Genomic DNA, 26191 nt, shown 5'->3' with positions numbered 1-26191 from the left:
CTGACATTCCTTGGGGTGAACATGTGACACGGCGTCACTGGTGCCGCGGCGGGCGCGGAAGAATACTGGGCGACATGCATCCCCGAGCACAGCGTGCGGACCGGTGACGGCACCCACCGCGGATACCCAGCGACGGCTGCGCCGGCTGAACCTCATGATGATCTCCCCGCTGCTCGTGGCCGTCGGGGTGCTGATCGTGGTGATGGACGCGCGGTCCTGGTTGGACGCCTTCGTCCTGGCCCTCGGTGTGGTGGCCGCGCTGCTGACCTTCGAACGGTGGACGGCGAACGACGTCTTCCGCCTCGCGATCCCCTGTCTGCTCGTGGGCGCGGGGGTGTGGGTCTACGGAGCTCTCGTGGCCGGCGCCGGGACGGCGTTCTACGGCCTTTCCCTGGTGGGCCCGCACATCATTCCCCAGCTTTCCCGCAACCGTGGCCTGGCCGCGGTCGGCTTGGTCGCCTTCGTCGCCGCGGTGGGCGCGACGAGGCTGCTGCTGGTGCACGAGGACTCCCCCGAAGGGCTGATCAACTGGGTCGTCCTGCCCGGCGGGATCACCGCGGTGGTGACTGGACTCATGTTCCCCAACAAGAGGTTCTACGGCGTGGTGAAGGATCTGGAAGAAGCCAGGGATCGCGAAGCCGAACTGGCCGTGGTCCGGGAGCGCATGCGGTTCGCCAGCGACCTGCACGACATCCAGGGCCACACGCTGCACGTGGTGAAGCTGAAGATCGCGCTGGCCCAGAAGCTGGTGCGCACGGACGCCGGGCGGGCCGAAGAGGAGCTGCGCGAGATCCACGCGCTGGTCGCCGACACCATCGCCCAGACCAAGGAACTCGCCTACGCGCAACGGCGGCTCAACCTGTCCGCGGAGCTGGAGAACGCGAAGAACCTCTTCGAGGCCGCGGGCATCGACGTGCGCGTCGACCGCGAAGCCGAGGTCGACGCCGGAGCGAGCGAGCTGCTCGGCCAGGTCCTGCGCGAGACGACCACGAACATCCTGCGGCACGCGCAGGCCGAACAGGTGCGGATCACGCTGTCGAAGTCCGGTATCACCATCGTCAACGACGGCGCGCCGGACGCCCCGCTCCCCGAGCTCAGCGGACTCTCCACCCTGCGCGAACGGGTGGCCGGTGACGGCGGGGAGCTGACCGTGGAGCAGAAGGACGGTACTTTCCTGACCGCCGCGGCGTTCCCGCACCTTCGACCGCAGGAGACCCGATGACCACCGTGGTGCTCGCCGACGACGAAGCCCTGCTGCGCAAGGCACTCGCGGCGTTGCTGCCGCTCGAAGGGGAGATCACCGTGCTCGCCGAGGCGGAGGACGGTGAGGCGGCGGTGGAAGCGACCCTGCGGCACCAGCCCGATGTGCTCGTCATCGACCTGGAAATGCCCGGGGTGGACGGACTCGGTGCGGTCGCGCAGATCCGCCGCACCCGACCGGACCAGGTGATCCTCATGCTGACGCGCCACGCCAAGCCCGGCGTGCTGCGCAAGGCGCTGAAGCTGGGAGTGCAGGGTTTCGTCAGCAAGTCGGCGGAACCCGCGCACATCACCTCGGTCATCCGGACCCTGCACGAGGGCAAGCGCTGGATCGACCCGGACGTCTCGGCCCTCGCCGTCGTCGACGACTGCCCGCTGACCGAACGCGAACTCGACGTGCTGCGTGTGACCGGCGACGGGTATTCGGTGGCCGACATCGCCAAGCAGCTGCACCTCGCGGAGGGCACCGTGCGCAACTACCTCTCGAACGCGATGCAGAAGACCCAGACTCGCACCCGCCACGACGCCGCCCGCTACGCCCGGGAACACGACTGGCTGTAGGTGTGGCCCTCATCGTGTCGGGGCTGCGGTGATCTACCCCGCAAGCGACAGGCTGTTCCCGTCCGGGTCCAGCACGACCACGTGCCGCACGCCGTTGCCGTAGGTCTCCACCGGTTCGTTCGTGAGGTGGACCACGCGGGTGACCGGAATTCATCGGCGGTTGTCACAATTTCCGGCCGCACGGCGTCCAGTGGTCGAACCCGGAACTTCGGAGGAGACACCATGGCTGGACAAACCGCAGTGGTCGTCATCGGCGGCGGGTACGCCGGTGTCATGGCGGCCAACCGCCTGACGCGGCGCGACGACGTGACGGTGACCCTGATCAACCCGCGCCCGACCTTCGTCGAGCGCATCCGCCTGCACCAGCTGGCGGGCGGCTCCGACGACGCGGTCGTCGACTACCGGGACGTGCTGGGCGACCGCGTCGAGCTGGTGGTCGACACGGCGACGCGGATCGACGCGAACGAGCGCGGCGTCACGCTCAAGACCGGCGGCACGGTCGCGTACGACTACCTGATCTACGCGGTGGGCAGCGGCAGCGCCGACCCGCGGGTGCCCGGAGCCGCCGAATTCGCCTACCCGATCGGCAGTCTGGAAGAGGCGAAGCGGTTGCGCAACGCCCTCGGCGGCACGCCCACGGTGACGGTGGTCGGCGGCGGCCTCACCGGCATCGAAATCGCCGCCGAGCTGGCCGAACAGGGCCGCGCGGTGACCCTGCTCTGCGGTGACGTCCTCGGCCCGTCCCTGCACCCGTCGGGCCGCCGCTCGGTCGCCGCGCGGTTGAGCAAGCTCGGCGTCACCGTGCTGGAAGGCCCCGGTTCGACGGTCACCGCGGTCACGCGCGACGCCGTGCACCTCGGCGACGGCCGCGAACTGCCGAGCGAGGTGACCATCTGGACCGCCGGTTTCGGCGTGCCGGACCTGGCCACCCGCAGCGGCCTGGACACCGACGCCCTCGGCCGCCTGCGCACCGACGAGACGCTGACCAGCATGGACGACCCGCGCATCATCGCCACCGGTGACGCGGCGGCGCCGTCGGACCGGCCGTTCCGGATGAGCTGCCAGGCCGCGGTCCAGATGGGCCCGCAAGCCGCCGAAACCGTGCTGAGCCGGATCGCGGGCGAGGAGCCCGGACCCGTCCACGTCGGCTTCGCCGCCCAGTGCGTCAGCCTGGGCCGTCGCGCCGGTGTCTTCCAGCTCACCCAGCGGGACGACACCGCCAAACGGCACCACCTGCGCGGCCGCACCGGCGCGATGATCAAGGAGTTCATCTGCAAGGGCATCGTCTGGCAACTGGCCCGCGAAGCCCGCAAGCCGGGCGCGCACACCTTCCGCGCCAAGGATTCCCACCGCCGGCCGCAGCCCGGCCGAACCGAGTCACAGCCCGCCTGACCCGTCGGCCGGTGCGGTGGGCGCACCGGCCGCCTGGAGGCGTTCCGCCAGTACCCGGCAGCGCGTCTTGAGTTCCGGCGGGTCCAGCACCTCGAACTCGTGCCCCAGCAACACCATGTGCAGGAGCACGAAGTCGAGACTGCCCGCGCCGCTGAGCACTTCGCACCGCGAAGGTCCTCGTCCTCGCACGACGGCCGCGCTCGCCGGGATCTGGGCGCGCACGGTGTCTTCGGGTGCGTGCACGAGGAAACGCGCCTGGTGTCGGTAGACCCGCATCGCGACGTTCTCCTGCACGAAGGTCGCCGCGTCGGGTGCTTCGCGCGGGCGGAACCGCCACGTCCGCGCGAGCACGTCCGTCATCCGGTCGACGCGGAAGTTGCGCCAGTCGTCGCGATCGAGGTCGTAGGCGAGCAGGTACCAGCGCCGGTCGGAAGCGACCAGGCGGTAGGGCTCGACCCGCCGCTCCCGCACCTCGCCGCGGGACGGGTAGCCGAACCCGGCCTCCACCTCGTCGCGGCAGGCTCTGGCCAAGGTCATCAGCACGCCGGGGTCGACCGGCTCGCGGCCGCCGTCGAAGGAGTCGACCGAGTCCGAGAGCGCGCGCACCTCCTGCCGCAGCCGGACGGGCAGTACCCGGTCGAGCTTGGCCAGCGCCCGGAGTGCGGCGTCCCCGGCGCCTGCGACCGCGCCACCCACGCCGACCAGCAAGGACACCGCGGTGGCGATGGCCTCCTCGTCGTCGAACAACAGCGGCGGCAGGTCCTGCCCCGGCCCGAGCTGGTAACCCCCACCGACCCCTTGGCTGGCTTGCACCGGGTAGCCGAGCGCACGCAACCGCTCGACATCACGCCGGACCGTGCGTGCCGTGACGCCGAGCCGGCCCGCCAGTTCGGGCCCGGTCCAGACCTGACGCTGCTGCAGCAACCCGAGCAGGGTGAGCACCCGCTCGGTGGTCCCCCGCTCATCCGCGTCCACGTCACCCACCCTGCCAGAAATAGCGGACCGATCCTGTCCGCTAGGCATGCCAAGGTGTGCTCATGAACGCACCGCCCTTCGATTTGAACCAGCGATTGCGCGAGCAGTGGGAGTGGCACTGGAACCGCCAGGTCCGCGCCCGCCTCGACGGCCTCACCGACGACGAGTACTTCTGGTCGCCCGTGCCGGACGCCTGGAGCGTGCGGCCACGCGGCACTTCGACGGCGCCCGTGCAGGTGGGGGCCGGGGACTTCACCATCGATTACGCCTTCCCGGAGCCCGATCCGCCGCCCTTCACCACGATCGCCTGGCGGCTCGGCCACGTCATCGTCGGCGTGCTCGCCGCGCGCAACGCCACGTACTTCGGAGCACCGGCGGTGTCCTACGAAACCTGGGAGTACGCCGGCAGCGGAGCCGCCGCGCTCGACCAGCTCGAAACCCAGCTGGACACCTGGCTGACCGGGGTCCGCGGCCTCACCGAGGCCGAACTGCTGACCCCGGTCGGCGACCGGGAGCCCTATCCCGAGCTGGCCGTGGCCGATCTGGTGCTGCACATCCACCGCGAGCTGATCCACCACCTGTCCGAGGTCTGCCTGCTGCGCGACCTCCACCTGCACACGAACGGAACCGTCCGATGAGCCGCCACGTCCAGATCACCTTCGACGCCCACGACCCCGCCGCGCTGTCCACCTTCTGGCGCGACGCGCTGGGCTACGTCCACCCCGCCCCGCCCGGGGTCGAACTGCCCGAAGGCGCCGACCCGATGGCCGCCTGGGCCGAGTTCCTCGAGAAGATGGGCGTGCCCGAGGACCAGCGCAACACCAGTTCGGCCGTCGAAGACCCCGACGGCCACGGCCCGCGGCTGTTCTTCCAGCAGGTGCCGGAGGACAAGGTCGCCAAGAACCGCGTGCACCTCGATGTCCGCGCGGCGCCGGGCCTGCAGGGCGACGAGCGGATGGCGGCGCTGGAGTCGGAGTGCGAGCGGCTCGTCGCGCTGGGGGCCACCCGGCTCGAGCGGCACGAACCCGCTCTCCCGCTCAGCCTCGGCTTCATCGTGATGGCCGACCCCGAGGGCAACGAATTCTGCCTGGACTGAGACGCACCGTCCATTGAGGACAAGAAGCCCCGTCCCTCGTGGGGAACGGGGCTTCTCGCGCTGAAGGAAGCTCAGCCGACCACCACGACAGCCGCGTCACGGTCCCGCGGCGCGAACCCACCGGCGTAGTTCTCCTCGACCGCGGCGATCTCCTCGGCGTTGGGGACGGCGTTGTCGCAGTCCACCCCGCCGGTGCTGCCGGACATCAGGCTCGAGCACGGCCCCGGCTTCGCGTCGGGCAGGCCGAGGCTGTGGCCGAATTCGTGGGAGGCGATGCGGGTCAGGTTGTACCCGTCGTCCACGGCTTCCTTGCCGAACCAGATGGTGAGGTCGTCACCCGGCATGGCCGGGCCCAGCTCGGCCCGGGGCCAGCCGGGGTCGGCGACGAACGAGACGTCGGCCTGCCCGCCGGGCTCGACCTTGTCGATCTGAACGTTGTCCAGGTTGTCGTTCCAGACCGCGATACCGGCGGTGATGGCGTCGGTGTACTCGGTCGCCCGGCTGTCGTCGTAGGTGATGGTGACCGCGGCCGCGCGGACGTCTTCGGCCAGCGCGGACGGGGTGGCGAACAGCGGGACCGAGAACGCGAGCGTGGCAGCGAAAACCTGGGCTGAACGTCGGATCAGCATGGTCTCTCCTTGGGGGGTCGAGAACCTGACCCCCGAGGAGTATCACCGCGAGCGAGTGCCCTACTACGGCCGATGGTCGGTAAAAAACAAACTGATCACGGTGACTTCGCCGCGTGTGCGGCCAGCCCGTCGGCCATCCGCTGCATGGTGCGCTGCAGGACGCCCTGCATCAGCCGGCCCAGGCCGCGGCGGGCGGAGTACGTGCCGTGCCAGTGGATGAACGTGCCCCCCTCGGTGGTCGGCATCAGGTCGACGACCGCCCGGTAGTCGCGGAGGGCCCAGTTGAAGGCGTCTTCGTAGGTCAGCTGCTTTTCTTCCACGAGCCCGGTCAGCCGCTCACCGGTCACCGTGCGCCCGGTGCGGAACGCCCGGATCGCGCCGACGGGGTCCCGGCCGTCCGGGTCGAGCCCGCTGGAACGGTCGGCGACCACTTCGTCGACCGTCGACCAGGCAGGCCAGGTACGGGCGTCGGCGAGCAGGCGCCACACCGCGGCCGGTGGTGCCGCCGAAATCGCGGTCACGTCGTATTTCCGCATACCGGCAACCCTCACGGTCGCGTGGACCGAGGGGAATGCGCCGGATTGCCGGGAATCGGTCAGGTCTTGCGGTACACCGACGGCCGGACGCCGACGTGGCTCAGGAAAGCCGCCGACAGCGCGCCAGGACTGGCGGATTCCGCGTAGAAATCATCCGCGCCACCGGCCGCGGGCAGGGCGCGGACGAGCTGTTCGACGACCGGATCACCCGCGCCGATCGCCGCCGACAGCGCTTCGAAATCCGGTGGTGGACCGCCCAACCGGGCCGCGACCCCGGCGACGGTCGCCGACGGAATGTGGACCTGGATCATGCGCATCGCCGACGTCGTCCGGTAGTCGCGCACGACGGCCCGGCCGGGAACCATCAGCTCCAGTTCGCCGGGAACCCAGCGGCGGCGAACCGGCTTCCCGCCCGCGCTCGTCCGCATGATCACGTCACCGGCCACGTAGAGCACGAGGTGCAGATCGGCCACCCCGGGCAGCGGGAGGTCGGCGACCTCGGTCGCGGGGTCGAAGCTCTGCACGAGCAGCGAACGCCAGCCCGCGTCACCCCAGCTGCAGTAGGTGCGCCGCGCGGACGGCGGCATGCTGGCCCGCGCGTAGGGCGCCAGATCGAAGTCGGGCGAATCGAACACCACCCCAGGCTGGTAACCCAGCTGTAGATCGCTCTTGAGCTGCTGGTTCCTACACCTTCCGTGGCTTACGCCGCTTGCCCCAGCTGTCTTGCGGCCGGTTCCGGTCGTGGGCCGGCATCGCCGCGTCGAACTGGGCTTTGCTCACTGCGCGGGGTTCAGGTACGAGCGTGGTCGCCGTCGATCGCCACGGGGTGGCCGAGGCCCAACCGACCAGGGGCATGGTTTCGTCGTAGTGCGGAGCGAACTGTGCGACGGCGATGGTGGGCATCCGGTAGTTCAGGCTGCGGACGTGTTCGAGGAACGTCTGGGGCAGCGAGACGTGGTGGGTTTCCAGGTAGTGCGGGAAGTCCTGGCGCCACAACCAGGTGCCGTCGGTCACCAGTGACGAGCATCCCGGAGAGTGTCGGTGGGTGCTGCCGGTGATGACGTCGTGGCCCGCTTCCATGACGTCGATCAGGACGTGGCCGGCGTCCAGGTAGGCCACCAGGTCCGCCTCGTCCTGCTCACCGACGGACCGGACGGCGTCGTGGATCGATCCGTTCGGCTGGCCGGAGCGGGTGTCGAGTTCGTCGTAGAAGCCCAGCAATCCCAGCACTGCGTCTCCTTCGCCGAGCCGTTCCGCCCTGTTGGCAGCGGCAGGTTCGGCAACCGTTGATCATCTGTGCGTGAAGACGAACCATCACGCGGTGGCCGCAGGTCACAGCGTAGATGCTGCCCGCAGGCAGGAAGCGTTCGAGGGTCTGCTGGCGGCGGCGTCATCAAGCCCGTTCCCGGGTCAGCCACTACAGCCGTCAAGCCGCGAACAGAGCATGATCGTTATCTACAGCTGGAGTACCAGAGCGCTAGGCGCGCACGGAAAACGGGCCCCCGGCGTGATGCCGGGAGCCCGTTCTCGGATGCCGCGATCAGGACATCAGTTGTCCTGGACGCTGCCACCGTCGACCACGCCGCCACTGGCGCAGTTGTACGGGTCCGTGCCCTCGGCCTCGTTGGCGCCCGGCGACAGGATCGGGATGCCGATCCCGTTGGCCACGTCGTGCACCGGCACCTGCACGCCGAGCACGTTGATGTTGTTGTCGCACACACCGGCGACGGCATTGACGTTGTGCAGCACGTCGAGGTTGTTCAGGTTGGCCAGGCCGGCCTGGTCGTCGTGCTCCGGGGCGTCGGCCGAGGCGATGCCACCGAACATGAGCACGCCGGCGGCGGTGGCGCCGACCATGGCGCCGATCTTCTTCAGCATTTACTGACTCCTTGATTTATTTACGCGACGGCGAGCGCGAAAACGCCCTGTGTGCCGCCGCCCGATTAGCGGTCACTGATTCCGCGGTGCCCGCTCCGGTGAACGGGCACAGCGGGGGGGTTCAGTTGTCCTGAACCGATCCGCCGTCGACGACGCCACCGCTCGCGCAGTTGTACGGGTCATCACCCGAAGCCTCGTTGTCGCCGGGGGAAAGCACGGGAACACCGATGCCGTTGAGGACATCATGGATCGGCACCTGCACGCCGAGGACGTTGACATCGTTGCCGCAGAAGCCCACAGTACCGTTGACATTGTGCAGGACGTTGATGTTGTTCAGGTTCACCAGGCCAACCTGGTCGTCGTGCTCCGGGGCGTCCGCCGAAGCGACACCACCACCCAGCGTCAACATACCTGCAGCCGCGACCAGGGACGCGAGGCCGAGTTTCTTCAGCACAGCGATCTCCTCAATTGTTGAGCAGTTGATCGGTACACGGGGGCCTTGTCCGAACTCCGTGCTGGCACCGTACCGACCACAATTGCCCACGGCTAACCCGTTACCACCAAAGAGACCGCGCGCAGCGCGTTGACCGCCATCGCATTCACCCATTGGGGTAGCGGCGCCGGATCGGGGTTTATTTCCGGCGCCGGAAGCGAGGCGGTGCAGTACAGTCGCCGAGGCATTCCGCTAGCGCGGAGTGCCTCGATGTGAGAACCGTGGCCCTGTCGCCCCTCACCGGGCGGCAGGGCCGTGCAATTCCCGCTCCTATTATCATACGACATCAGGAAGGTTTCAGCGGCCCCCTGAATGGTGAACTCGCTCCATTCCCGCCGCCGGCCCCCACGGCAGGAACCCCTCCGGCCACCGGGCCGAAGGGGTTTCTCCGCGACACGAACCGCTCAGGCCGACGAGTCGTCGTCCCAGGTCACCGGGAGCGACTGCACACCGAAGGCGTAGTGCTCGTCCTTGAAGGCGAGGTCTTCGAACGGGATCGCCAGGCGCAGCGACGGGATCCGCTCGAGCAGGCGGAGGCAGACCTCCTGCAGTTCCGTCCTGGCCAGGTGCTGCCCCGGGCACTGGTGCTCACCGAAGCCGAAGGTCAGGTGCGGCCGGGGCTTCCTGGTCACGTCGAACCGATCCGGGTCGTCGAACTCCCGCTCGTCCCGGTTCCCCGACTGCAGCGCGGCGACCAGCCACTCCCCCGCCTCGATGGTGCTTTCGCCCAGCGGGATGTCTTCGGTCGCGTAGCGCAGCAGGCCGAACTGCGGGACCGACAGGTAGCGCAGCATCTCCTCCACCGCGGGCCCGGCCAGCTTCGGGTCGGTGCGCAGGGGTTCCATCTGGTCGCGGTGCACCATCATCAGCAGCGCGCTCATGGAAATGGAGTTGGCCGTCGTGTCGTGCCCGGCGATGAGCAGCGTCGTACCGATCCCCACCAGCTCGGTGAAGGTGAGCGGCTGCCCCGTTTCCTCGCCGCGCCGGATCAGCCTGCTCAGCACGTCGTCCCCGGGGTCGGCCTGCTTGGCGGCGACCACCGTCTCCATGTACTCCCACATCCGGCCATCGGCCGCGTCCTTCGTGGGCTGGTCGGTGGCGGCGCTCATCATGATCCCGGTGTGCTCGTAGAACAGCGTCCGGTCCTCCTCGGGCAGCCCCAGCAGCTCGCCGACGATCAGCGCGGGAATGGGCCAGGCGAAGTCCGTGACCAGATCAGCGGGTTTCGGCCCGGCCAGCAGTGCGTCGATGTGCTCGTCGACCACCTTCCGGACGTAGCCGCGCATCGCCTCGGACCGCTTCGGCATGAACTCCGGGCCGAGCAACCGGCGCAGCCGCCGGTGTTCCGGCCCCTGCATGCGCAGGATGCTGCCGGGCACGACCGCCATGTCGAGGTCGGGGTGCTCCATCATGTGCATCGAGGGCGCGCCACGCGAGCTGGCGCCCGGGTTGGCCAGCACCGTGCGCACGTCTTCGTAGCGGGAGACCACCCTCGCCTCGATGCCTGCTGGGCAGGTCAGCTGCGGAACCGGGGCGGCCGCGCGGATTTCGGTGAACTCGGGTGGCGGCTCGAAGGGGCGCTCGGCCGATCTGGCCCTGGGGAACTCGGTCAGGGCCTGGGTTTCGGTCATCGGTGGGCAACTCCTCGCATAGTGGATGATCGGCCACCGCGGTAGGTGTTTACCCGCCGATCCTCCCGCCGCCCTCGCGCGACAACAACTGCGGAATTCCGCAGTTGACGCGAAAAGGCATCGGCGGTCTTTCTCGTGCACGGCGAACCGGCAATGGCTGCCCTATTTCCGTGCGGACGTCAGCGAATCCGAGGCATAACCGGTCGCCGAAAGTTTCGTCGCGTCCGGGTACGACCTCCGGACGTGCGGAACCGGCCCGGCGCCCGAAGTACGGGCACCGGGCCGGCATTGCCGATCACTTAGCCGAAGTTCACGTCACTGCACCACATGTAGGCCTGGTCCAGGTGCGAAGCCTGCCAGATGGTGAACACGACGTGGTGTCCCGTGTAGCCGCTGGTCTGGACGTTGAACTTGATGTCCTTGGCCGGAGCGAACTTCCCGGTCTGCGTGATGAAGTCGAGGTTGCCCCAGCCCAGTCGCTGGGTGGCGGGGTTGAACCCCTGCTTGCTGACGTAGACCCGGAAGTGGTCAGCGCCGTGGCTGGCCTGGTCGTACAGGTGCATGGTGAAGTTGCTGCCGACGCTGGTGGTCTTCCACGCACCGGGGTTGTTCAGGGAATCGTTGCGCGAGAGGGCGTTGCTGCAGAGCTGACCGTCCGGGGTCGCGCCCTGGTAGTTCCCGCCGAGCCCGTCCCGCAGCGCGCTCATCCAGTTCCACATGGTGTCGGCGTTGGCCTGGAAAGCCTGCCAGCACATGGGGTCCTGCTGCTGCATGGCCGGATTCGTGTGCTGACTGCCCCAGGCCTGCCAGCACTGGTAGGCACGGGTGGCGGGACCGACGATGGTGCCGTGCGCCGAGGCCGTCGGGACCCAGATGAACAGACAGGCCAGCATGCCGGTGATCACTGCGAGGATGCCTCGCCGTCTGGCAACGGACCCGGAACTTGTGCGCATACGCATGGATGGGTCTCCATTCTCCGGATGAGCGGTGATGATCCATTTGGGAGCGCTCCCAGGGCGCATCAGTCTATACGGGACCCGGTGAAAGTTCAACGAACCTCAGGAAAGGATTGGCGCCTATTTCCGCGCCTCGGAAATTGATCTTCCCAACAGGGCGGCGAACGCGGCGGCGCGGTCGCGCAAAGAGTTGCGCAACCACTGAGGACTCAGGGCTTCCGCGTTCGAGGCGAGCTGCCACAACGCCCATTCGGCGTGCCTCGCGTCCTGGAAGGTCACCTCCAGCCGCAGCCAGCCGCCGGCTTCTTCGGCTTCTTCGGCGAGGACGGCCAGCGCGGTGCCCACCAGCTCCGCGCGCCGCGCCGGGTGCACCCGCAACAGCACGGCGACCTGGTCCCCGCCGGTCCGGAACCGCGTGCTGCGTTCCTGCCAGGCCCGGCCCAGGTCGACCCGGTCCGGCCGCTGCGCGGGTTCGGCGAGTGCCTCGGCGGCCAGGATCCGGGACAGCCGGTAGGTGCGGTCCTCTCCGGACCTCTTGGCCAGCAGGTAGCCCTGGCCGCGCACGGTGACCAGGCCGATCGGGTCCACTGTGCGCCACTTCGGGGTCTGGTCCGCGGCCGCGTAGTGGATGCGCAACTTGTGCCCGGCGAACACCGCGCGCCGGACCTCGGCCACGACGGTGTCGGGCACTTCCTCAGCGACCAACCGGCGGGCGAGGAGGTCGGTCTCCGGGTCGATGAGCAGTCGCCGGGCCGCACCCGCCGCGGTGGTCCGATAACTTTCGGGCAGCGCGTCCACCACCTTGCGCATGGCCGACGCGAGCGCCGAACCGAGGCCGAACGCCTGCGCCCCGCGGCGCGATCCGGCGACCAGCAGGGCGAGTGCTTCGTCGTGGCTCAGCCCGGTGAGTTCGGTCTGGAAACCGGGCAGCAGTGCGAAACCACCGTGGCGGCCGCGTTCGGCGTAGACCGGGACGCCCGCCGCGGACAGCGCCTCGATGTCCCTCAGCACGGTGCGCGTGGACACCTCCAGCTCGCGGGCCAGCGCGGCCGCCGACAACCGGCCGTGCTGGCGCAGCAGCAGCACCAGCGATACCAACCGGTCGGCGCGCACACGGAAACTTTACCGGAATACACGACACAGGATGTCGTGTATTGCTTGGGAGGCTGACCCGCATGACGAGCAAGACAGTGGCCACCGAGCCGAACGACCTGGGCAGGTTCTTCATCGAGCGGGGCAACGCGGGCGATGTCGACGGACTGGTGGCGTTGTACGAACCGGACGCCGTGCTGGCGTTCCCGCCGGGCAACCTGGCGACCGGGCACGCGGAGATCCGCAAGGTGTACGAGCAGTTCCTCGCGGCCGAGCCGGTGCTCATGCCGGGCAGGCAGCACCCGGCACTGGTGAGCGGCGATCTGGCCCTCACCGCGTCCACGCTGACCACCGGGGAGATCACCGTCGAGGTCGCCCGCCGCCAGCCGGACGGGTCTTGGCTGTGGGCCGTCGACCAGCCGGTCCTCGTGCCGTAGCGGAGGGTGGTGGGCTCGGCCCCGGCCGGGCCCACCGACCTGCCATGACCCCCATCGCGACGATCGGCGTCTACGGCTTCACCGCCGAGACCTTCCTTTCGAAACTCACCGGCGAAGGCATCAGGCTGCTGCTCGACCTACGCCAACGCCGCGGCGTCCGCGGCCCCGACTACTCCTGGGCGAACTCCGTACGACTCCAACACGCCCTCGCCGCAGCGGACATCGCCTACCGTCACGTGAAAGCGCTGGCCCCGACCACCGAACTGCGTCACCTCCAATACCGCGAGGACGACCGCCAAGGCGTGGGCAAACGCAACCGCGTCGCACTGGCGCTCGAGTACACCGAGCGCTACACCCGCGAAATCCTCGACCCCTTCGACCTCGGCACGCTCGTGAGCGCCCACCCCACCGCCCTGCTCTGCGTCGAACGCGACCCGGAAGCCTGTCACCGCTCCCTGGTCGCCGCCCGCCTACAGGCCACCCACGGTCTTTCAGTCACGAACCTCCGCCCAGACCGCTGACACCGTCCACTATCGCCAGTCGGTGTTCGCGGGCGGCTGACGGCTGATGGCCAGCCACACGACGAGGACCGTGTACGCGCAGAGCAGGGCGAGGCCGGCCCACCCGGGGAGCGGGAAGTACCCGGCCGACGGCGCGTAGTGCGCGGTCACCTGGGGGTACTCCACCATCGTCTGCTGGACGGCGAAGCCGGCTGCCGGGGTGAGCCGCAGCAGCCAGTCGGAGACCGCGTCGGGCAGCAGCGGGAAAGTCGTGACGGCGTAAGGCAAAGCGACCAGCGACAGTCCGATGAGGACCGCTGCCCAGCCGCGGCGCAGCCATACGCCGAGCCCGTAGGCGAGGACGGCGCAGAGCGCGAGCGCCGCCGCGACACCGATGATCACCCGGCCGCCGGTCAGCACCGACAACGGCTGCACCGGGGTCCCCTTGGCCCGCAGGAACGCCGTGCCCACCAGGATGACGATGCCGACGGTGACCAGGCCGGTGCTGAAGATGGCCGCTCCGACGACGGCCGCACGGGCACCGATCACCGGACGGGCGGTGGTCTCGCGAGCCGTGCGAGCGCCGTAGCGGGCCGCGGTGACGAGCAAGATGATCAGCGCGACCACCAAGCCGAGCAGGGTGTTCACCAGGCTGCGCCGGCCCTCGTCGTTGAGCGGCCCGATGTCTCCGGTGCCGCTGACGGTGACGACACCGTTTTCCTCCACGGCTCCCGAGGCGTGGTGGTGCTTTTCCCAGTCGGTGTGGTTCATCTCGCCGACCGGTTCGCCGGCCCAGGGACCGGTGGCACCGCCCTCGACGGCGACGTGGTCGAAGACGCCCACGGCTTGGGTGAACCGGACCTCTTCGATCGCGCCGCCGAGGCCGGTGCCGCGGAGGGTGAGGTCGCCGGGTGAGGTGGCGAAGAGGCCGACCCGCACGGTGTCCGGCAGCCCGTCGAGCTTCGCCGTGGCGACGGTGTGCCACTGCTCGCCGTCCGCGGACTCGGAACCGGTGATGGTGTCGCCCACGCGGGTCAGCCGCAGCCAGCGCGGCGAGCTTTCCGTGACGCCGCCCGCGTTTCCGGCGACGTCGTGCTCGTAATCGTGCTGGAAGCGCACGCCGTGGCTGCCGGTCATCATGAGCGCCGCGTACCGCGAGCCTTGCCGCGTGCCGTCTTTGACGATGATCCCGGCCTTCGCCCACGGCACCAGGCCGGGCACGATCTGGTCGTGGTCCGGCGGCGGATAGGTGATCGTCCCGGTCATCGCGGTCAGCCGGACCGTGATGGCGCCTTCGCGGCCCAGTTCGCGATGCCGGAACCAGAACTGGTCACTGACGATCAAGCCGTCTTCGGCGACCGGGGTGGCCGGGCAGGGCCCGTCGCAGGACGAGTGGTCGCCGGCGGCGTACAGCAGGCCCAGCGCGATGACGGCGAGGGCCGCGGAAGCCAGGGCGACCAGGCGGCCCGGGCGGCGGAACGCGGTCCATTCGCGCCGGAGGAGTTCGGTGGTCGACATGCCGTCGGTTGTACGAATCGGCGGGTAACACCGGCCGAACCGGTGTTGTCATGCTGTTGTTAGGCAGGCGAGCGCATGCTGGGTGGGTGATCAAGCCGCGCAGCGGGACCGTGGGAGTACGGTTCACCATTTTGTACGCCGTCGGGTTCCTCCTGGCCGGTATCGGTCTGCTCGTGCTGAACTTCCTGCTCTCCGGCGGCAGTATGAACAGCGTCACCCCGGCCGGGAATCCGCCCGTCCAGGGCAGCCTCGCCGCGGCGCAGCAGCACATCCGGGAGCTGGCGGACCAGCTGAACGAGGTGCACGCCCAACAGGCCCGCCAACTGCTGGCCGGCTCGCTGATCGCGCTGCTCGTGATGGCGGTCGCCTCGGTGCCGCTCGGCCGGGTGCTGGCCAAGCGCGTCCTGCGGCCGCTGCGGCTCATCACCGGTGCCACGCGGCGGATCTCCGCCGACAGCCTGGATCAGCGGCTCGCCGTCACCGGTCCGGCCGACGAGGTGAAGGACCTCGCGGACACCATCGACGAGCTGCTCGAACGGCTTGAGGCGTCGTTCGCCGCGCAGCGCCGCTTCGTCGCCAACGCCTCCCATGAGCTGCGCACGCCGCTGGCGACGATGCGGGCTTCACTGGACGTCGCGGTCGCCAAGCCGGACCCGGCCGCCTCGACGATCGCGCTCGCGGACCGCCTGCGTACGGAACTGGACCGGGTCGATCACCTGCTCGACGGGTTCCTCGTGCTGGCCAGGGGTCAGCACGGCGCGCTGGCCGATGCCGCCCCGGTCGACCTCGGCGACCTCGTCGACGCCGCACTGCGCGAAAGATCCGCCGACGCACAGGAGAAGGACCTGACCGTGACGGTGGACGTGCCGCCCGCGACCGTGACCCACGGCAGCCCGGCCCTACTGGCGCGGCTGGTGGACAACGTCGTCGACAACGCCGTGACGCACAACGAAAACGGCGGGTGGATCCACATCACCGGAACCGCGGCCGAACAGGAAACCGTGCTGAACGTCGAAACCGGCGGCCGGGTGTTCGACCAGCAGGAGGTCGACCGGCTGGCGCGACCCTTCGAACGACTCGGCGGCGAACGCACCGGCTCCTCCGGCCTCGGTCTGTCCATTGTGGCCGCCATCGCCACCGCCCACGGCGGCGGGCTCACCCTCCACGCCCGCCCCGAGGGTGGCCTGCGCGTGTCATGCACACTTCCGGCCGCCCAGGAGCCGGAAGCGGCATGAGCCTCCTCAGAGGCGAGTCACGAAGATGCGGGCGAATTTCCCGCTCTCCCACTGCAAGCCGAGCCGTTGCCGGGAACCGTGGGCGGGTCGGCCGGGGGCTCCTCGGTCTTGCGGGGTGCTGGTCGCGGGTCCTGCCCACCGAAGTCGGCCACCCGGTCCCAGATCCAGTCGGCCATCGACGCGGCGACGGGCTCGTCGGGGTGTCCCGGCCGGCGCTTGGCCAGCACCCCGAACGCGACGACGACCAGGTGCGCCCCGGCGTCGTCGGTCATCACCTGTTCCCAGATCTCGTCCTCCGGCCAGCCCGGGTGCGCGGCCGGGTCGGCCTCGATCTCGGCGCTCATGGCGATGATCTCGGCCGCGGACAGCAGGCGGAACGGCTCGGCCAGCCCCCAGGCGGCGCCGGAGCCGGGCTGCTGGCCGTCGTGCCAGGCCACCAGCTCCTCCGCGGCCATGGAGCCGACCTTTTCGGCCTCGGGCTCATCGGCGATCGAAGCCGCGGGGCGCAGGGTGGCGCGCAGCTCGGCGGGCAGCACCTCGTCCAGCGCCGCCAGCGCGGAAGCCAGGTCGATGCCGAGCAGCCGGTCTCGGAGTTGCCGCCACGCCACTTCGATCACCCCGGTGCGGCGGATGTCCTCCAAGCCGAAGTCCTGGGTGTGCGCCTTCTCGACGACCTGTTGGATCGTCCGGGTCGTCGTCACCAGGTACTGCATCTGCTCTTCGGTCGGGTGCTCGCGCAGCAGTCGCAGACCGAGTTGCTCGGCGTCGTCGAACCGGTACTGCACCAGGTAGGACCAGCCGAGCAGCAGGGCGACCCACGAGTTCGCCGCGTCGGCCCGCATGGCCTCCTCGGCCGCGGGGACGAACCGGTCGGCTGGGGCGAAGCTGCCCAGCAGGTACACCGCGCGTTTCCCGAGCGCCTGGGGTAGATCGTCCGGCGCCGTGCGGGAGCACAGTGCCACCGCCTCGTCGATCTGGCGCCACCCGTCCTCGTGCTCCCCGCAGAGTGCCTGGGCGGACCCCAACTCGATCCAGTCGTCCCAGTCCTCCTGTTCCTCGGCCAGCACGGTGTGCGCCCACCGCAGCGCCTCGGCATGGTCGTTTTCCGCGAACGCCAGGTGCCGCAGGGCGCGAGCCGCGTTGATGAACTGGTTGTCGCGGCGACCGGCCACCCGGAGGTAGAGACGCCGCGCCTCGTCGGCGTCGCCACAGACCTCACGGTGATTGCCGAGCAACAGCGACACGCTGCTTCGCTCCGGCTGGACCGCGAGCACCTGCATCGCCAGCTCGGCGACCTGGGGATGCGTCGGCTGCGCGCCGAAAAGCTCCCAGGCCAGGTCCAGGTTCCGCTCCACGGCGGCCCTGTCGTCGAAGGCCGTGCGGCCGAAGTCGCTCATCGCATTCCTCGCTGCGCCCGGTACGCCCGGAGCTGGTCGAAGGTGCCGTCGTCGACGCCGAACTCCAGCACCGGCGCCACCTGGTTGAACCAGGACGCCGTGGACGGGGTGATGCCGCCGACCGCGGCCAGCAGCGCGCCGGTGGTGACCGGCACCAGCTCACCCCGGCTCATCGACTCGACCATCGCCTGCTGCAGCACGGTGGTCGTCAGGTGGCTGAGGTCGGCACCGGAGAACCCCTCGGTCGCCGTCGAGACGGCCACGGCATCGACGTCGTCGGCCGGTTTGCCCTCCAGCGCGCCCCGCACGATCGCCGCACGGGCGACCGCGTCCGGTGGCAGCACCAGCACCGTCTTGTCGATCCGGCCCGGCCGGCGCAGCGCGGAGTCGATGTCCCACGGCCGGTTCGTCGCGGCCAGGAAGTAGACCCCGTCGTTCACGCTGTCCACGCCGTCGAGTTCCTCCAGCAGCTGGGTGACGAGCATCCGCATCGACTGCGACCCGCCCCCACCGGAGGTGCGCCGTCCGCCCAGCGCGTCGAACTCGTCGAAGAAGATCACGCACGGCGCGGCCGCGCGGGCATGGCGGAACACGCTCCGGATCGCCTTCTCGCTCTCCCCGATCCACTTGCTGAGCAGGTCCGCGAGGGTCACGTGGAGGAAGGACGCGCCGAGATCACCGGCGATCGCCCTGGCGATGAACGTCTTGCCGCACCCGGGTGGGCCGTACATCAGCAGCGACCCGCCCGGCTTCTGCCCGAACGCCGCCGCCAGCTCGGGATTGCGCAGCGGCGCGAGGAACGCGGTGTCCAGGTGCTGCTTGACCTCGGCGAGACCCGCGACGTCGGCCAGCGTCACCGCCGGACGCTCGGCGTCCCACAGCGACGCTGAACCAGCGGCGCTGTTGTCCTGACGGTCCTCGTCGGCCGGGGCCGGAACCGGGTTCGGCCGTGCCGTCCCGGCCGCGGGCTCGGCGGGAGGCGGCACGTTCGAGGCCCGCATCCGCGCCGCCATCAGCCGGGCGCGCAGCATGCGGATCCGCGCCGGAGCACCGCCGAAGACCTCGAACGCCTCCAGCTCTACGGCGGCGCGGTCCGGGTCCTGCTCCAGCAGCAGCGTGACGAAGTCCTCGCGCAGCGCCAGGTTGCTGGGGTCGGCCTCCACCTCGCGCGCGATCACCTCGACGAAGCTGTCCTCGTTCACCGTGCGGCCCCTTCGATCCAGCCCTTGAGCAGTCCCAGGTTCGCCAGCGGGATGTGGTGCCCGATCCGCGGGTGGTCCAGCACCACCCCGACGACGCCGGCCTCGCCGAACGAAGCGACGTAGTCGATCGCGGTCGGCATCGGCACACCGAACAACCGCGCCGCGCCGCCCTCCGCATCAACCAGCCCCAGGCCGCGGGCGGCTTCGCTGGCCCGCGCGGCGCTGCTGTAGAGGCAGATCATCGGCCCCTGCCCGGAGGCCGCCGCGTAGGGCCGGGGCCGGTCGGCCGCGCCCCGAGCGATGAAGAACCAGTGCTCCAACCCGGTCACCTGCCGCCACAGCGCGATCTGCGCCGCCGTGTCCCCCGCCGGCGCGGCCTTGACCGCCTCATCCAGGCGATCCAACTCGGCGACCACCCCGGGGTCGTTGTCTCTGGTCATGCGGTTCTCTCTCGTCTCTGCGTCCGGTTTCACCCCAGAGACAAGCATCCCGCGTCGATCACGACGAACAAGTGATCGAACATGTCACCGTCCCGTGACCCCCACAGCCACCACGCCAATGCCACAGCGCCGCCTCCACAAGACACGCGGAACAGAAAGGCTGACCGCGCCGGCGTGATGCCGGTGGGGTCAGCGCTTCCGGCTGCGGTAGGCGCGTTGTTGGCAACTTCGCGAGCAGTAGGCGCGGGGACGGCCCGAAGCGGGTTGCTCGATCGGCTTGCCGCACATCGCGCAGGTTTCGTCACGCATTCCCTCACGCTGCGCGATGCGCAACTCGACGCCGTCGAGCAGGAGCGCCAGACCGAACTCGAACGGGTCCGACTGCTCGAAACCGCCCGTCTCCCACAGCGCGGTGAGGGTCGGGTAGCGGCTCATCCGCGACCAGAGCCCGTCGCGCGCGCCCCAGAACTCCTCGTCGCTCACCCCGCTGTCCCGCTCGGCGCGCGCCGCCTCGACCAGCGCCAGTGCCTCGGCGTCGAGGAAGCGGCCGAGCAGGCCCGCCACCGCCACGACCTCCGCCGGCGGCAGGGGAGTGCTCGCCAGGATGCTCAGCAGGTGCTCGTAGTGCGCCAGCGCGTTCGGCCCAGGGAGGGGCCGCGTGTTGCGCTCCTCGGCCAGCCACGGGTGGCGTTTGCGCAGCTCCCAGCCGTGCCGGACGGCCGCCTCCAGGCGCTCGCGCCACGCTGCGCCGGTGTCGTCGGGCGCGGGCGTGTCCAGGACGGCATCGCGCATGAGGTCGACCAGGTGCTCCCGGCTGGGCACGTGCCGGTACAGCGACATCGTGGTGAAGCCCAGGTGCTCGGCGACCTTGCGCATGGACAAGCCCGCCAGGCCCTCCGCGTCGGCGACCTCCACCGCGGCGGCCACCACCCGGTCCGGGCTCAACCCCGGCCGCGCGCCCTCGTCGCGCCACAGCAGTTCGACCCGCTCGTTGTCCTGCGTCACCCACTACCTCCTTGTTTATAGTATAAATACGTTTATGGCATACACAACCGAAGTTCACCTGGCTCTCGACGGCGACGACGACGCCCCCGGCACGCCGGAACGGCCCTTCGCCACGATCGACCGGGCGCGGAGGGCGGCCCGGGAGGCGGCGGGCGACGTGGTCGTCCACGTGCGGGCGGGCACCTACCCCGGGCCGTGGGAGTTCACCGAGGAGGACTCCGCGCGGGAAGGCAGCCGGATCACCTACCAGGCCAACGGGTTCGGCACACCCGCGCAGGACGAGGTGGTGATCGGCGGCGGACGGGTGATCACCGGCTGGCGGGTGGGCGGTGACGGCGCCTGGGTCGTGGACGTCGGCACGCTCGACACCCGTCACCTCACCGTCGACGGTCGGCGCGTCGAGCGGGCCGCCATCGACGGGATCCCGGGCGAAGTGAGTGAAAACGAGTCTGGTTACGTCACGGATGCTCGCCTCGACTGGCGAGCGGGCGTCGAGTTCGTCCACCGGGGCGTCTACCCGTGGACCGAGGCCCGGCTCGCGGTCGAGTCGGTCGCGGACGGCACGATCACCATGAAGCAGCCCGCCTTCTCCTGGGCCCGGCAGCTCTACAACTCCTCCTGGGAAGGCCAGACCTCCTCCGGCCCCGGCCTGCCGACCCGCGTGGAGAACGACCCGTCCTTCCTCACCGAACCGGGCACGTTCGCCCTGGACCGCTCCCGGCCCGGCGAGCACGTCCTGCACTACCTCCCGCGCACCGGCGAGGACCCCGCCACCACCCGGGTTGTCGCTGCGGAACAGGACACCCTGCTGGTGGCGACGGGGGCCGGCGGCATCTCCTTCCGCGGCCTGATCTTCGCCGACACCACCTGGCTGCGCCCGACCGGCGACCGAGGCTTCCTGCACTACCACGGCAGCGGCTTCCACGACGGCGGCCGGATCGACACCGTGGTCGTCGTGGAGGGCCAGTCCTGGCTGACCGTCACCGGCGAGCCGGAGACCATCCCGGCGTGCGCGTCCCTGGTCGACACCACCGGCATCCGGTTCGAGGGCTGCCGCTTCACCCGCCTGGGCTCGACCGCGCTCGGCGTCACCGGTGGCGCGGACACCGTGGTGCGCGGGTGCGGGTTCGACACCCTCGCCGCCGGCGCCATCACCCTGACCGGCACCGACCGGGCGGTGGTCGAGGACAACGAGATCCACCGCGTCGGGCTCGACCACTCGGGCTCGCCCGGCATCGCCCTCCTCACCACGGTGGACTGCACGGTCGCGCACAACCGCGTGGACGACGTCCCGCACTGCGGCATCGTGGGCGGCCCGGCGAAGGGCACGCGCATCCTGCACAACCACGTCACCGGCACGATGGGCGTGCTGGCCGACGGCGGCGGCATCTACGTGTCCGGGCCGCAGGGCGAATCGCACGAGGACGGGGCGGTGGTGCGCGGCAACGTCGTCACCGACACCCGCACCCCGTACAACTTCGCCCTCTACACCGACTACGGCGCGGCGTGGGTGACGGTGGCGGACAACGTGGTGCGGCGCGCCGACAACACCGCCGTGCTGTACGTCCACCCGCCACTGGACAACGTGGTCTACCGCGGCAACGTGTGGGACGCCGACCCGGTCGGCAGCGACGCCGTCCCGGATTCGGTCACCTACGAGGACAACGCGACCCTGACCGACGCGGCCGACCTGGACGCCGCCGAGGCACGCGCGCAAGCCGGACCTCGCCGACGCTGACCGCCCCCGGCCCGCGACCCTTCCACGGGTCGCGGGTCCCGGAGAGCGGCGAAGCCCTCCGGGCGGGGCGTGGGCCGTCAGTGACACCGAACGGCCGGTTCCCCGTTGGGCGATGCGCCTGGCTTACGCGCTTCCCTGGCTCCTGCTGCCTTTGTGCCTGTGGCGGCTGCCCTTCGCCCTGCACTTCGAGATGGGGCAGATCCACGACCGCGGGATGCCGCCGCTCTGGCTGAGCATCCCGTACGTCCTCACGCTGAGCGTGCTCACCGAAGTGATCGCGATGAGGTGGCGCCCCGGTGGATCCCGTTCGTCGGCGGCAAACCCGTCAGGCCGATGGCAGCCGTCGTCCCCGCCGTCGCCGGTGGCCTGGTCCTCACCGCGCTGTTCAGCTCCATCCCGCTCGGCGGGGACCGTCGACTCACCGTGTCCGGCGTGGTCGAAGGTGTCGGCTACAGCAGCGAAGCCTGGAAGACGCTGGCGACGGTGTGCGTCACTCCGACCGCTCTCTGGGGGCCGATCACCATCATCCTGGCCCTCGCTTATCACCGTCGTCGCCGCACTGTCCGAACCGCTTCGCGTCGCTAGCCAGTCAAGGGCGGGCGGCAGGGTTCTCGACCGGCGCCGGATCAGGACGGTGGCGACGGGAGCCCCCAAACAAAAAGGCCACCCGCAAGACGGGTGGCCATGCTCGCCATCAGGCGTCGCGGTCCTACTTCATGCCTTTATTCAGTAAGACTCTCAGGGTGGAGCTAAGGGGACTCGAACCCCTGACCCCCTCACTGCCAGTGAGGTGCGCTACCAGCTGCGCCATAGCCCCGGAGCGGAGGTGAACTCCGCATCTCGTGTGTCTATAAGGTACATGACCACCGGATGCGGCCTCAAAGGGGGGTCCCTATCGGTCCGACCTGAGGGAAGCCGGGTCGAAGGAGTACAGGTCGTCGTCCTCTTCGACGCGGGGGCGGCGCGGTGGGGGCTGGTTGGTGGCCTGCTGTGCCAGGCGCTGTTCACGGCGGCGCTGGAATTCTTCGACGGTGAGACCGTTGTCGTCGTTCTCCGCGCGCGCCGGGGCGGGGAGGCCGGAGATCCGTTCGATCATCACGGTCACGTCCTCGCCGAGCAGCAGGGCGACCTTGTTGTAGCTGTCCTGCACGGCCTCGCGCTGGGCCACTTCGGCGACCTCGACGATCAGCGAGCCGAGCCGGTCGGCGTCCCAGTTCACCGCGGACGGGGCGAGCCACAGGGACAGCAGCTTCCCATGGGCGTCGACGGTCACCTCGACGGTGTTGTCCAGGTCGTGCGCGGTGCCCTTCGCCTGGGCCATCATGCTCTCGACCTGCGAAATCGCCTCGGAACGGGCCCGGGTCTGCTCGATCAGCTGCCGCGTGGTCTGGGTGATGGGCACCTGCTCCATCGGTCCGCTCACCTTCCGTAACCGTCTTCGTCGTCGGGCAGGGGCTCGTAGCCCATCGACCGCAGCTGGCCGTCACCGAGCGCGGGCGCCAGCGTCTGGTACATCCGGTCGCCCGCGCGCCGGGTGGCCTGGTTCGACAGCTCGACGATCTGCCTGGCGATCACCTCGGGCGCGCTGCGCAGCGCGTACGGGGTCAGCTTCACGCTCTTCAGCTTGCCCCCGGGCAGCACTTCGACGCCGATCGCGCCGTCGCTGGTCTGGGCCCGGCCGGTGATCGGCCCGCTGCGCTCGAACTGCGCCCGCGCCCGCTCACCCGCCCGGTCCATTTCCTGCGCCAGCCGGTCAGCCTCCCGGCCGATGTCGAACTCCGCCACTCGCGGCCTCCCCACAATCTCGCTGACGTGCAGATTAGCCCGTCGGCCGGTAGAAGCCGACGAAGGACTGCCCGGCGTTCGTCGTCCGGATGGGCCCGGTCTGCACCGGGTCACCGGCCTCGATCATCTGCCCGTTGCCGATCACCATCGCCACGTGCCCGTTCCAGACCACCAGGTCGCCCGGCAGCAGCTGGTCGATCGAGGGCACCTCGGCCCCCACGGTCTGCGTCTTGGCGATCCGCGGGATCTCCAGCCCGGCCTCGCCGTAGGAGGTCATGGTCAGCCCGCTGCAGTCCAGGCCGACACCCGGCGAGGTGCCGCCCCACACGTACGGCACGCCCAGGTTCGACAGCGCCGCGCGGACCGCCTTGGCGGCCGTCTCGTTGGGCGCCTGGACCGTGCTGCCGTCGGGCAGGTTGACCGCGACACCGGTGCCCGGCTGCGGCGGGATCGCCACCGGCAGGCGCGGCTTGCTGACCGCGCCGCCGCCACCGCCTCCCCCGCCACCGCCGCCGCGGCGGCTGCCCTGGGCGTTGAACGACGACCCGACCTGCGTGCCGCCGTTGCTGCCGCCGGTGTCCCCGGACGAGGACGGGGCCGGCGCGGGCGCGAGCTTGGTCGCGGTCTGGGTGAGCTGCCCCTCGGCGTTGGACGCCACCGTCGCCGACTCGCCGTTGAGGCGGTCGACCTCGGCGATCATCTTCTTCATGATGTCGGCCGCGGCGGCGTTGCCCTCGCCGTTGGGCCGGGCGCGCTCGATCGCGATCTTCTTCATCGCGTCGTTGATCACCTTGATGATCTCTTCGCGCAGCTGCTTGTTCTGGATGTCGGCGACGTCGAGGATCTCCGCCGCCTCGGCGACCGCCTTCTCGATCTCGGCGCTCTCCTGGAGCAGGTCGTCGACCTCTTTCTCCAGGTTCACCGAGGTCTCGGTGGCGGTGTCGGTGGTCGTGCCCGAACTGTTCGCCGCGAGGTTGTTCCGCTGCGCCGAGACGTTGCCGCGCACGCCGTCCAGCGAAGTGCGCAGCGCCACCTGCCCGTCCTGGGCGGCGCTGATGCCCGCGCTGTTGCGGACCATCTTCTGCTCGAACTGCGCGTTGGTGTCCAGGCCGGTTCTCAGCACCTGCTCGGTTTCGTAGGTCACGGCAGGTCCTTGCCGATCGTTCGCATGATGTCCCCCTGGTCGCCCTCGACCACCTGGTAGTTGACCGCGGTCTGGCGTGCCGCGTCACCCATCTGCTGCCACTGCCCGCCGAGCCGGGCCACGCGCTCCTGGACGCCGCGCATCCGGCTCGCGTAAGCACCGGAGAACCCGGTTTCCTGCCCCAGCGCGGAGAACCCGTCGCCGTCGACGTCCGCGTGCGGGTCGAGGTGCTTCGCCCCCGCGCCGCGGATGTCCTCGCCCGCCGGATCGATCCGGCGGGCGTAATCCTCGTAGGCGCCTTCGCCGACGTAGAAGCCCTGGTGTGGTGTGCCGTTCACGGATGCCCTCCTCGTACCTGGAGTGCGACGCCGCCCAGCACGGAACGGTTCCCCACGAGCACTCCGCGCTCAGCCTAGACCACCCGATTTGCTCGTTGGGGCGAAATCACCTCACGCGGCGGGCGCGCCCGAAAGCAGCTTGGTGAGCCATTCCGGGTCGCTCGTGCTCACCGGCTTGCCGTCCGCGGTGACCGTCGGCGTGCCGAAGCCCTTGTTGCCGTCCGGGAACTCCTGGTGCAGCGCGGGGTCCTCGGTGACCCGCGTCAGCTCGGCGTCCAGCTGCTGGTTGTAGGTGCCGCCCTCGACGCAGGCCGGGAAGGCCGGATCGGTGATGCCGACCCCTCGGCCCAGCGCGGTCAGCTGCGCCTTGTCCCAGGCGCGCTTGCCCTCCTCGGGCTGCGCGGCGAACAGGCTGTCGTGGAACGGGGTGAACACGCCGGCGTCGGCGGCGCAGAGGCCCGCGTTCGCCGAATCGAGCGAGTAGCCCTCCGGGTCGCTGCGCGCGCTCAGCATTGGGATCATGTGCGTGCGCAGGAGCACGGTGCCCGCCGCGACCTGCTCCTCGATCTGCTCGCCGAACCGCTTGTGGAACTCACCGCAGGCGGGGCAGAGGAAGTCCGCGTAGACGTCGAGCGTCACCCGGGCCCCCGGCTTTCCCGAGACGACCACCAGCCCGTCGCGTTGTTCGGGCCAGGCGGGCGCGCCCTGCGCGACGGCCGCGATCGTCTGCCCCTCGGTCTTGTTCTTGTCGGCCTGGTACCAGACGATGCCGCCGGTCACGGCCGCCGCGAGCACCACCACCGCGACGATGATGCCGACGGTCCGCTTGTCCACGCCCCGCGCCGCCGGCTTGGCGGCCGGCTTGGCCGACTGCTGCCGCATCTGCTCCTGCCGCCGCTTGCGCGCGGTGCGCTCCGCTCCACCCACTTGCTCAGTTCCTTTCCGACCCGCGT

General features: G+C 70.1%; 30 protein-coding genes and 1 tRNA gene. 10 read left to right on the top strand and 21 right to left on the bottom strand.

Features of this window, described 5'->3' with window-relative positions; all coding sequences use genetic code 11:
• The first annotated feature begins 154 nt into the window (after positions 1-154).
• The 3 genes from L3Q67_RS18015 to L3Q67_RS18005 all read left to right on the top strand — a co-directional run bounded on the left by L3Q67_RS18015 (position 155) and on the right by L3Q67_RS18005 (position 3213).
• Entirely contained in the window at positions 155-1222 is a 1068-nt protein-coding gene (locus L3Q67_RS18015) for a sensor histidine kinase (RefSeq protein WP_499191565.1), read from the top strand.
• A complete protein-coding gene (locus L3Q67_RS18010; RefSeq protein WP_499190586.1) occupies positions 1219-1821 on the top strand; it encodes a response regulator transcription factor in 603 nt (200 codons plus the stop codon). The genes L3Q67_RS18015 and L3Q67_RS18010 overlap by 4 nt, the downstream gene beginning before the upstream one ends.
• Before the next feature lie 222 nt (positions 1822-2043).
• The gene (locus L3Q67_RS18005; protein WP_499190585.1) at positions 2044-3213 is read left to right on the top strand and encodes an NAD(P)/FAD-dependent oxidoreductase; all 1170 of its coding nucleotides are present in this window, start codon (positions 2044-2046) and stop codon (positions 3211-3213) included.
• On the opposite strand, the gene L3Q67_RS18000 is transcribed toward L3Q67_RS18005, so the two are convergent.
• Positions 3199-4236: a helix-turn-helix transcriptional regulator gene (locus tag L3Q67_RS18000; protein WP_499190584.1), complete on the bottom strand. Its 1038-nt coding sequence runs from the start codon at positions 4234-4236 to the stop codon at positions 3199-3201. The two genes, L3Q67_RS18005 and L3Q67_RS18000, sit on opposite strands and share 15 nt — an antisense overlap.
• A 14-nt stretch (positions 4237-4250) precedes the next feature.
• On the opposite strand from L3Q67_RS18000, the gene L3Q67_RS17995 reads away from it, so the two are divergent.
• Positions 4251-4826, top strand: a complete 576-nt coding sequence (locus tag L3Q67_RS17995; protein WP_499190583.1) for a DinB family protein — start codon at positions 4251-4253, stop codon at positions 4824-4826.
• On the top strand, positions 4823-5284 hold the full coding sequence (locus L3Q67_RS17990) for a VOC family protein (RefSeq protein WP_499190582.1): 462 nt from the start codon (positions 4823-4825) through the stop codon (positions 5282-5284). Before L3Q67_RS17995 ends, L3Q67_RS17990 begins: the two co-directional genes overlap by 4 nt.
• A gap of 71 nt (positions 5285-5355) precedes the next feature.
• Here the strand turns inward: L3Q67_RS17990 and L3Q67_RS17985 are convergent, their stop codons facing one another.
• The 9 genes from L3Q67_RS17985 to L3Q67_RS17945 all read right to left on the bottom strand — a co-directional run bounded on the left by L3Q67_RS17985 (position 5356) and on the right by L3Q67_RS17945 (position 12520).
• Complete coding sequence (locus L3Q67_RS17985; protein WP_499190581.1) at positions 5356-5913, bottom strand: zinc metalloprotease; 558 nt, start codon at positions 5911-5913, stop codon at positions 5356-5358.
• A gap of 95 nt (positions 5914-6008) precedes the next feature.
• Complete coding sequence (locus tag L3Q67_RS17980) at positions 6009-6449, bottom strand: SRPBCC family protein (protein WP_499190580.1); 441 nt, start codon at positions 6447-6449, stop codon at positions 6009-6011.
• Between the two features lie 59 nt (positions 6450-6508).
• The gene (locus L3Q67_RS17975) at positions 6509-7084 is read right to left on the bottom strand and encodes a hypothetical protein (RefSeq protein WP_499190579.1); all 576 of its coding nucleotides are present in this window, start codon (positions 7082-7084) and stop codon (positions 6509-6511) included.
• 49 nt (positions 7085-7133) lie between these two features.
• On the bottom strand, positions 7134-7679 hold the full coding sequence (locus L3Q67_RS17970; protein WP_499190578.1) for a hypothetical protein: 546 nt from the start codon (positions 7677-7679) through the stop codon (positions 7134-7136).
• Between the two features lie 318 nt (positions 7680-7997).
• The gene (locus tag L3Q67_RS17965; RefSeq protein ID WP_499190577.1) at positions 7998-8327 is read right to left on the bottom strand and encodes a hypothetical protein; all 330 of its coding nucleotides are present in this window, start codon (positions 8325-8327) and stop codon (positions 7998-8000) included.
• A 121-nt stretch (positions 8328-8448) separates the two neighbouring features.
• Positions 8449-8781: a hypothetical protein gene (locus tag L3Q67_RS17960; RefSeq protein WP_499190576.1), complete on the bottom strand. Its 333-nt coding sequence runs from the start codon at positions 8779-8781 to the stop codon at positions 8449-8451.
• Between the two features lie 443 nt (positions 8782-9224).
• Positions 9225-10451 carry a cytochrome P450 gene (locus tag L3Q67_RS17955; RefSeq protein ID WP_499190575.1) on the bottom strand — a complete coding sequence of 409 codons (1227 nt, stop codon included), beginning with the start codon at positions 10449-10451 and terminating at the stop codon, positions 9225-9227.
• 299 nt (positions 10452-10750) lie between these two features.
• On the bottom strand, positions 10751-11410 hold the full coding sequence (locus L3Q67_RS17950) for a lytic polysaccharide monooxygenase auxiliary activity family 9 protein (protein WP_499190574.1): 660 nt from the start codon (positions 11408-11410) through the stop codon (positions 10751-10753).
• A 117-nt stretch (positions 11411-11527) separates the two neighbouring features.
• The gene (locus L3Q67_RS17945; RefSeq protein ID WP_499190573.1) at positions 11528-12520 is read right to left on the bottom strand and encodes a helix-turn-helix transcriptional regulator; all 993 of its coding nucleotides are present in this window, start codon (positions 12518-12520) and stop codon (positions 11528-11530) included.
• A 77-nt stretch (positions 12521-12597) separates the two neighbouring features.
• On the opposite strand from L3Q67_RS17945, the gene L3Q67_RS17940 reads away from it, so the two are divergent.
• Both L3Q67_RS17940 and L3Q67_RS17935 read left to right on the top strand, forming a co-directional pair.
• Complete coding sequence (locus tag L3Q67_RS17940; protein WP_499191564.1) at positions 12598-12936, top strand: YybH family protein; 339 nt, start codon at positions 12598-12600, stop codon at positions 12934-12936.
• Between the two features lie 44 nt (positions 12937-12980).
• Positions 12981-13457: a DUF488 domain-containing protein gene (locus L3Q67_RS17935; RefSeq protein WP_499190572.1), complete on the top strand. Its 477-nt coding sequence runs from the start codon at positions 12981-12983 to the stop codon at positions 13455-13457.
• 9 nt (positions 13458-13466) lie between these two features.
• Here the strand turns inward: L3Q67_RS17935 and L3Q67_RS17930 are convergent, their stop codons facing one another.
• Positions 13467-14954, bottom strand: coding sequence for a DUF1349 domain-containing protein (locus L3Q67_RS17930; RefSeq protein WP_499190571.1), 1488 nt, complete (start codon positions 14952-14954; stop codon positions 13467-13469).
• An 86-nt stretch (positions 14955-15040) separates the two neighbouring features.
• On the opposite strand from L3Q67_RS17930, the gene L3Q67_RS17925 reads away from it, so the two are divergent.
• Positions 15041-16189: a sensor histidine kinase gene (locus tag L3Q67_RS17925; RefSeq protein ID WP_499190570.1), complete on the top strand. Its 1149-nt coding sequence runs from the start codon at positions 15041-15043 to the stop codon at positions 16187-16189.
• Positions 16190-16206: 17 nt separating this feature from the next.
• On the opposite strand, the gene L3Q67_RS17920 is transcribed toward L3Q67_RS17925, so the two are convergent.
• The 4 genes from L3Q67_RS17920 to L3Q67_RS17905 all read right to left on the bottom strand — a co-directional run bounded on the left by L3Q67_RS17920 (position 16207) and on the right by L3Q67_RS17905 (position 20233).
• Positions 16207-17586, bottom strand: a complete 1380-nt coding sequence (locus L3Q67_RS17920) for a tetratricopeptide repeat protein (protein WP_499190569.1) — start codon at positions 17584-17586, stop codon at positions 16207-16209.
• Positions 17583-18788, bottom strand: coding sequence for an ATP-binding protein (locus L3Q67_RS17915; protein WP_499190568.1), 1206 nt, complete (start codon positions 18786-18788; stop codon positions 17583-17585). Before L3Q67_RS17915 ends, L3Q67_RS17920 begins: the two co-directional genes overlap by 4 nt.
• Positions 18785-19228, bottom strand: a complete 444-nt coding sequence (locus tag L3Q67_RS17910) for a hypothetical protein (protein WP_499190567.1) — start codon at positions 19226-19228, stop codon at positions 18785-18787. Before L3Q67_RS17910 ends, L3Q67_RS17915 begins: the two co-directional genes overlap by 4 nt.
• 189 nt (positions 19229-19417) lie before the next feature.
• On the bottom strand, positions 19418-20233 hold the full coding sequence (locus L3Q67_RS17905; protein WP_499190566.1) for a TetR/AcrR family transcriptional regulator: 816 nt from the start codon (positions 20231-20233) through the stop codon (positions 19418-19420).
• 34 nt (positions 20234-20267) lie between these two features.
• On the opposite strand from L3Q67_RS17905, the gene L3Q67_RS17900 reads away from it, so the two are divergent.
• Together L3Q67_RS17900 and L3Q67_RS17895 are read left to right on the top strand one after the other, a co-directional pair.
• Positions 20268-21971: a right-handed parallel beta-helix repeat-containing protein gene (locus L3Q67_RS17900; RefSeq protein WP_499190565.1), complete on the top strand. Its 1704-nt coding sequence runs from the start codon at positions 20268-20270 to the stop codon at positions 21969-21971.
• A gap of 333 nt (positions 21972-22304) precedes the next feature.
• Complete coding sequence (locus L3Q67_RS17895) at positions 22305-22556, top strand: hypothetical protein (protein ID WP_499190564.1); 252 nt, start codon at positions 22305-22307, stop codon at positions 22554-22556.
• Between the two features lie 159 nt (positions 22557-22715).
• Here the strand turns inward: L3Q67_RS17895 and L3Q67_RS17890 are convergent.
• The 6 genes from L3Q67_RS17890 to L3Q67_RS17865 all read right to left on the bottom strand — a co-directional run bounded on the left by L3Q67_RS17890 (position 22716) and on the right by L3Q67_RS17865 (position 26165).
• Positions 22716-22788: transfer RNA gene (locus tag L3Q67_RS17890), tRNA-Ala, on the bottom strand.
• A 75-nt stretch (positions 22789-22863) separates the two neighbouring features.
• A complete protein-coding gene (locus L3Q67_RS17885; protein ID WP_499190563.1) occupies positions 22864-23382 on the bottom strand; it encodes a YbaB/EbfC family nucleoid-associated protein in 519 nt (172 codons plus the stop codon).
• 8 nt (positions 23383-23390) lie between these two features.
• Positions 23391-23756, bottom strand: a complete 366-nt coding sequence (locus L3Q67_RS17880) for a YbaB/EbfC family nucleoid-associated protein (protein ID WP_282771360.1) — start codon at positions 23754-23756, stop codon at positions 23391-23393.
• Positions 23757-23790: 34 nt separating this feature from the next.
• Positions 23791-24900, bottom strand: a complete 1110-nt coding sequence (locus tag L3Q67_RS17875) for an NlpC/P60 family protein (protein WP_499190562.1) — start codon at positions 24898-24900, stop codon at positions 23791-23793.
• A complete protein-coding gene (locus tag L3Q67_RS17870; RefSeq protein ID WP_209670485.1) occupies positions 24897-25238 on the bottom strand; it encodes a hypothetical protein in 342 nt (113 codons plus the stop codon). Before L3Q67_RS17870 ends, L3Q67_RS17875 begins: the two co-directional genes overlap by 4 nt.
• A gap of 111 nt (positions 25239-25349) precedes the next feature.
• The gene (locus L3Q67_RS17865) at positions 25350-26165 is read right to left on the bottom strand and encodes a DsbA family protein (RefSeq protein WP_499190561.1); all 816 of its coding nucleotides are present in this window, start codon (positions 26163-26165) and stop codon (positions 25350-25352) included.
• Between the last annotated feature and the right edge of the window lie 26 nt (positions 26166-26191).

The organism is Saccharothrix sp. AJ9571, from assembly GCF_021725495.1.
Taxonomy (GTDB): Bacteria; Actinomycetota; Actinomycetes; order Mycobacteriales; family Pseudonocardiaceae; genus Amycolatopsis; species Amycolatopsis magusensis.
Note: the sequence above shows the minus strand (reverse complement) of the source record. Positions and strands in the feature narration are given on the sequence as shown.

Coding starts and splice junctions, on each gene's coding strand:
- L3Q67_RS18015 (WP_499191565.1), top strand. CDS start 155: ATGATGATCTCCCCGCTGCTCGTGGCCGTCGGGGTGCTGATCGTGGTG.
- L3Q67_RS18010 (WP_499190586.1), top strand. CDS start 1,219: ATGACCACCGTGGTGCTCGCCGACGACGAAGCCCTGCTGCGCAAGGCA.
- L3Q67_RS18005 (WP_499190585.1), top strand. CDS start 2,044: ATGGCTGGACAAACCGCAGTGGTCGTCATCGGCGGCGGGTACGCCGGT.
- L3Q67_RS18000 (WP_499190584.1), bottom strand. CDS start 4,236: ATGCCTAGCGGACAGGATCGGTCCGCTATTTCTGGCAGGGTGGGTGAC.
- L3Q67_RS17995 (WP_499190583.1), top strand. CDS start 4,251: ATGAACGCACCGCCCTTCGATTTGAACCAGCGATTGCGCGAGCAGTGG.
- L3Q67_RS17990 (WP_499190582.1), top strand. CDS start 4,823: ATGAGCCGCCACGTCCAGATCACCTTCGACGCCCACGACCCCGCCGCG.
- L3Q67_RS17985 (WP_499190581.1), bottom strand. CDS start 5,913: ATGCTGATCCGACGTTCAGCCCAGGTTTTCGCTGCCACGCTCGCGTTC.
- L3Q67_RS17980 (WP_499190580.1), bottom strand. CDS start 6,449: ATGCGGAAATACGACGTGACCGCGATTTCGGCGGCACCACCGGCCGCG.
- L3Q67_RS17965 (WP_499190577.1), bottom strand. CDS start 8,327: ATGCTGAAGAAGATCGGCGCCATGGTCGGCGCCACCGCCGCCGGCGTG.
- L3Q67_RS17955 (WP_499190575.1), bottom strand. CDS start 10,451: ATGACCGAAACCCAGGCCCTGACCGAGTTCCCCAGGGCCAGATCGGCC.
- L3Q67_RS17950 (WP_499190574.1), bottom strand. CDS start 11,410: ATGCGTATGCGCACAAGTTCCGGGTCCGTTGCCAGACGGCGAGGCATC.
- L3Q67_RS17935 (WP_499190572.1), top strand. CDS start 12,981: ATGACCCCCATCGCGACGATCGGCGTCTACGGCTTCACCGCCGAGACC.
- L3Q67_RS17930 (WP_499190571.1), bottom strand. CDS start 14,954: ATGTCGACCACCGAACTCCTCCGGCGCGAATGGACCGCGTTCCGCCGC.
- L3Q67_RS17920 (WP_499190569.1), bottom strand. CDS start 17,586: ATGAGCGACTTCGGCCGCACGGCCTTCGACGACAGGGCCGCCGTGGAG.
- L3Q67_RS17910 (WP_499190567.1), bottom strand. CDS start 19,228: ATGACCAGAGACAACGACCCCGGGGTGGTCGCCGAGTTGGATCGCCTG.
- L3Q67_RS17900 (WP_499190565.1), top strand. CDS start 20,268: ATGGCATACACAACCGAAGTTCACCTGGCTCTCGACGGCGACGACGAC.
- L3Q67_RS17895 (WP_499190564.1), top strand. CDS start 22,305: ATGGCAGCCGTCGTCCCCGCCGTCGCCGGTGGCCTGGTCCTCACCGCG.
- L3Q67_RS17885 (WP_499190563.1), bottom strand. CDS start 23,382: ATGGAGCAGGTGCCCATCACCCAGACCACGCGGCAGCTGATCGAGCAG.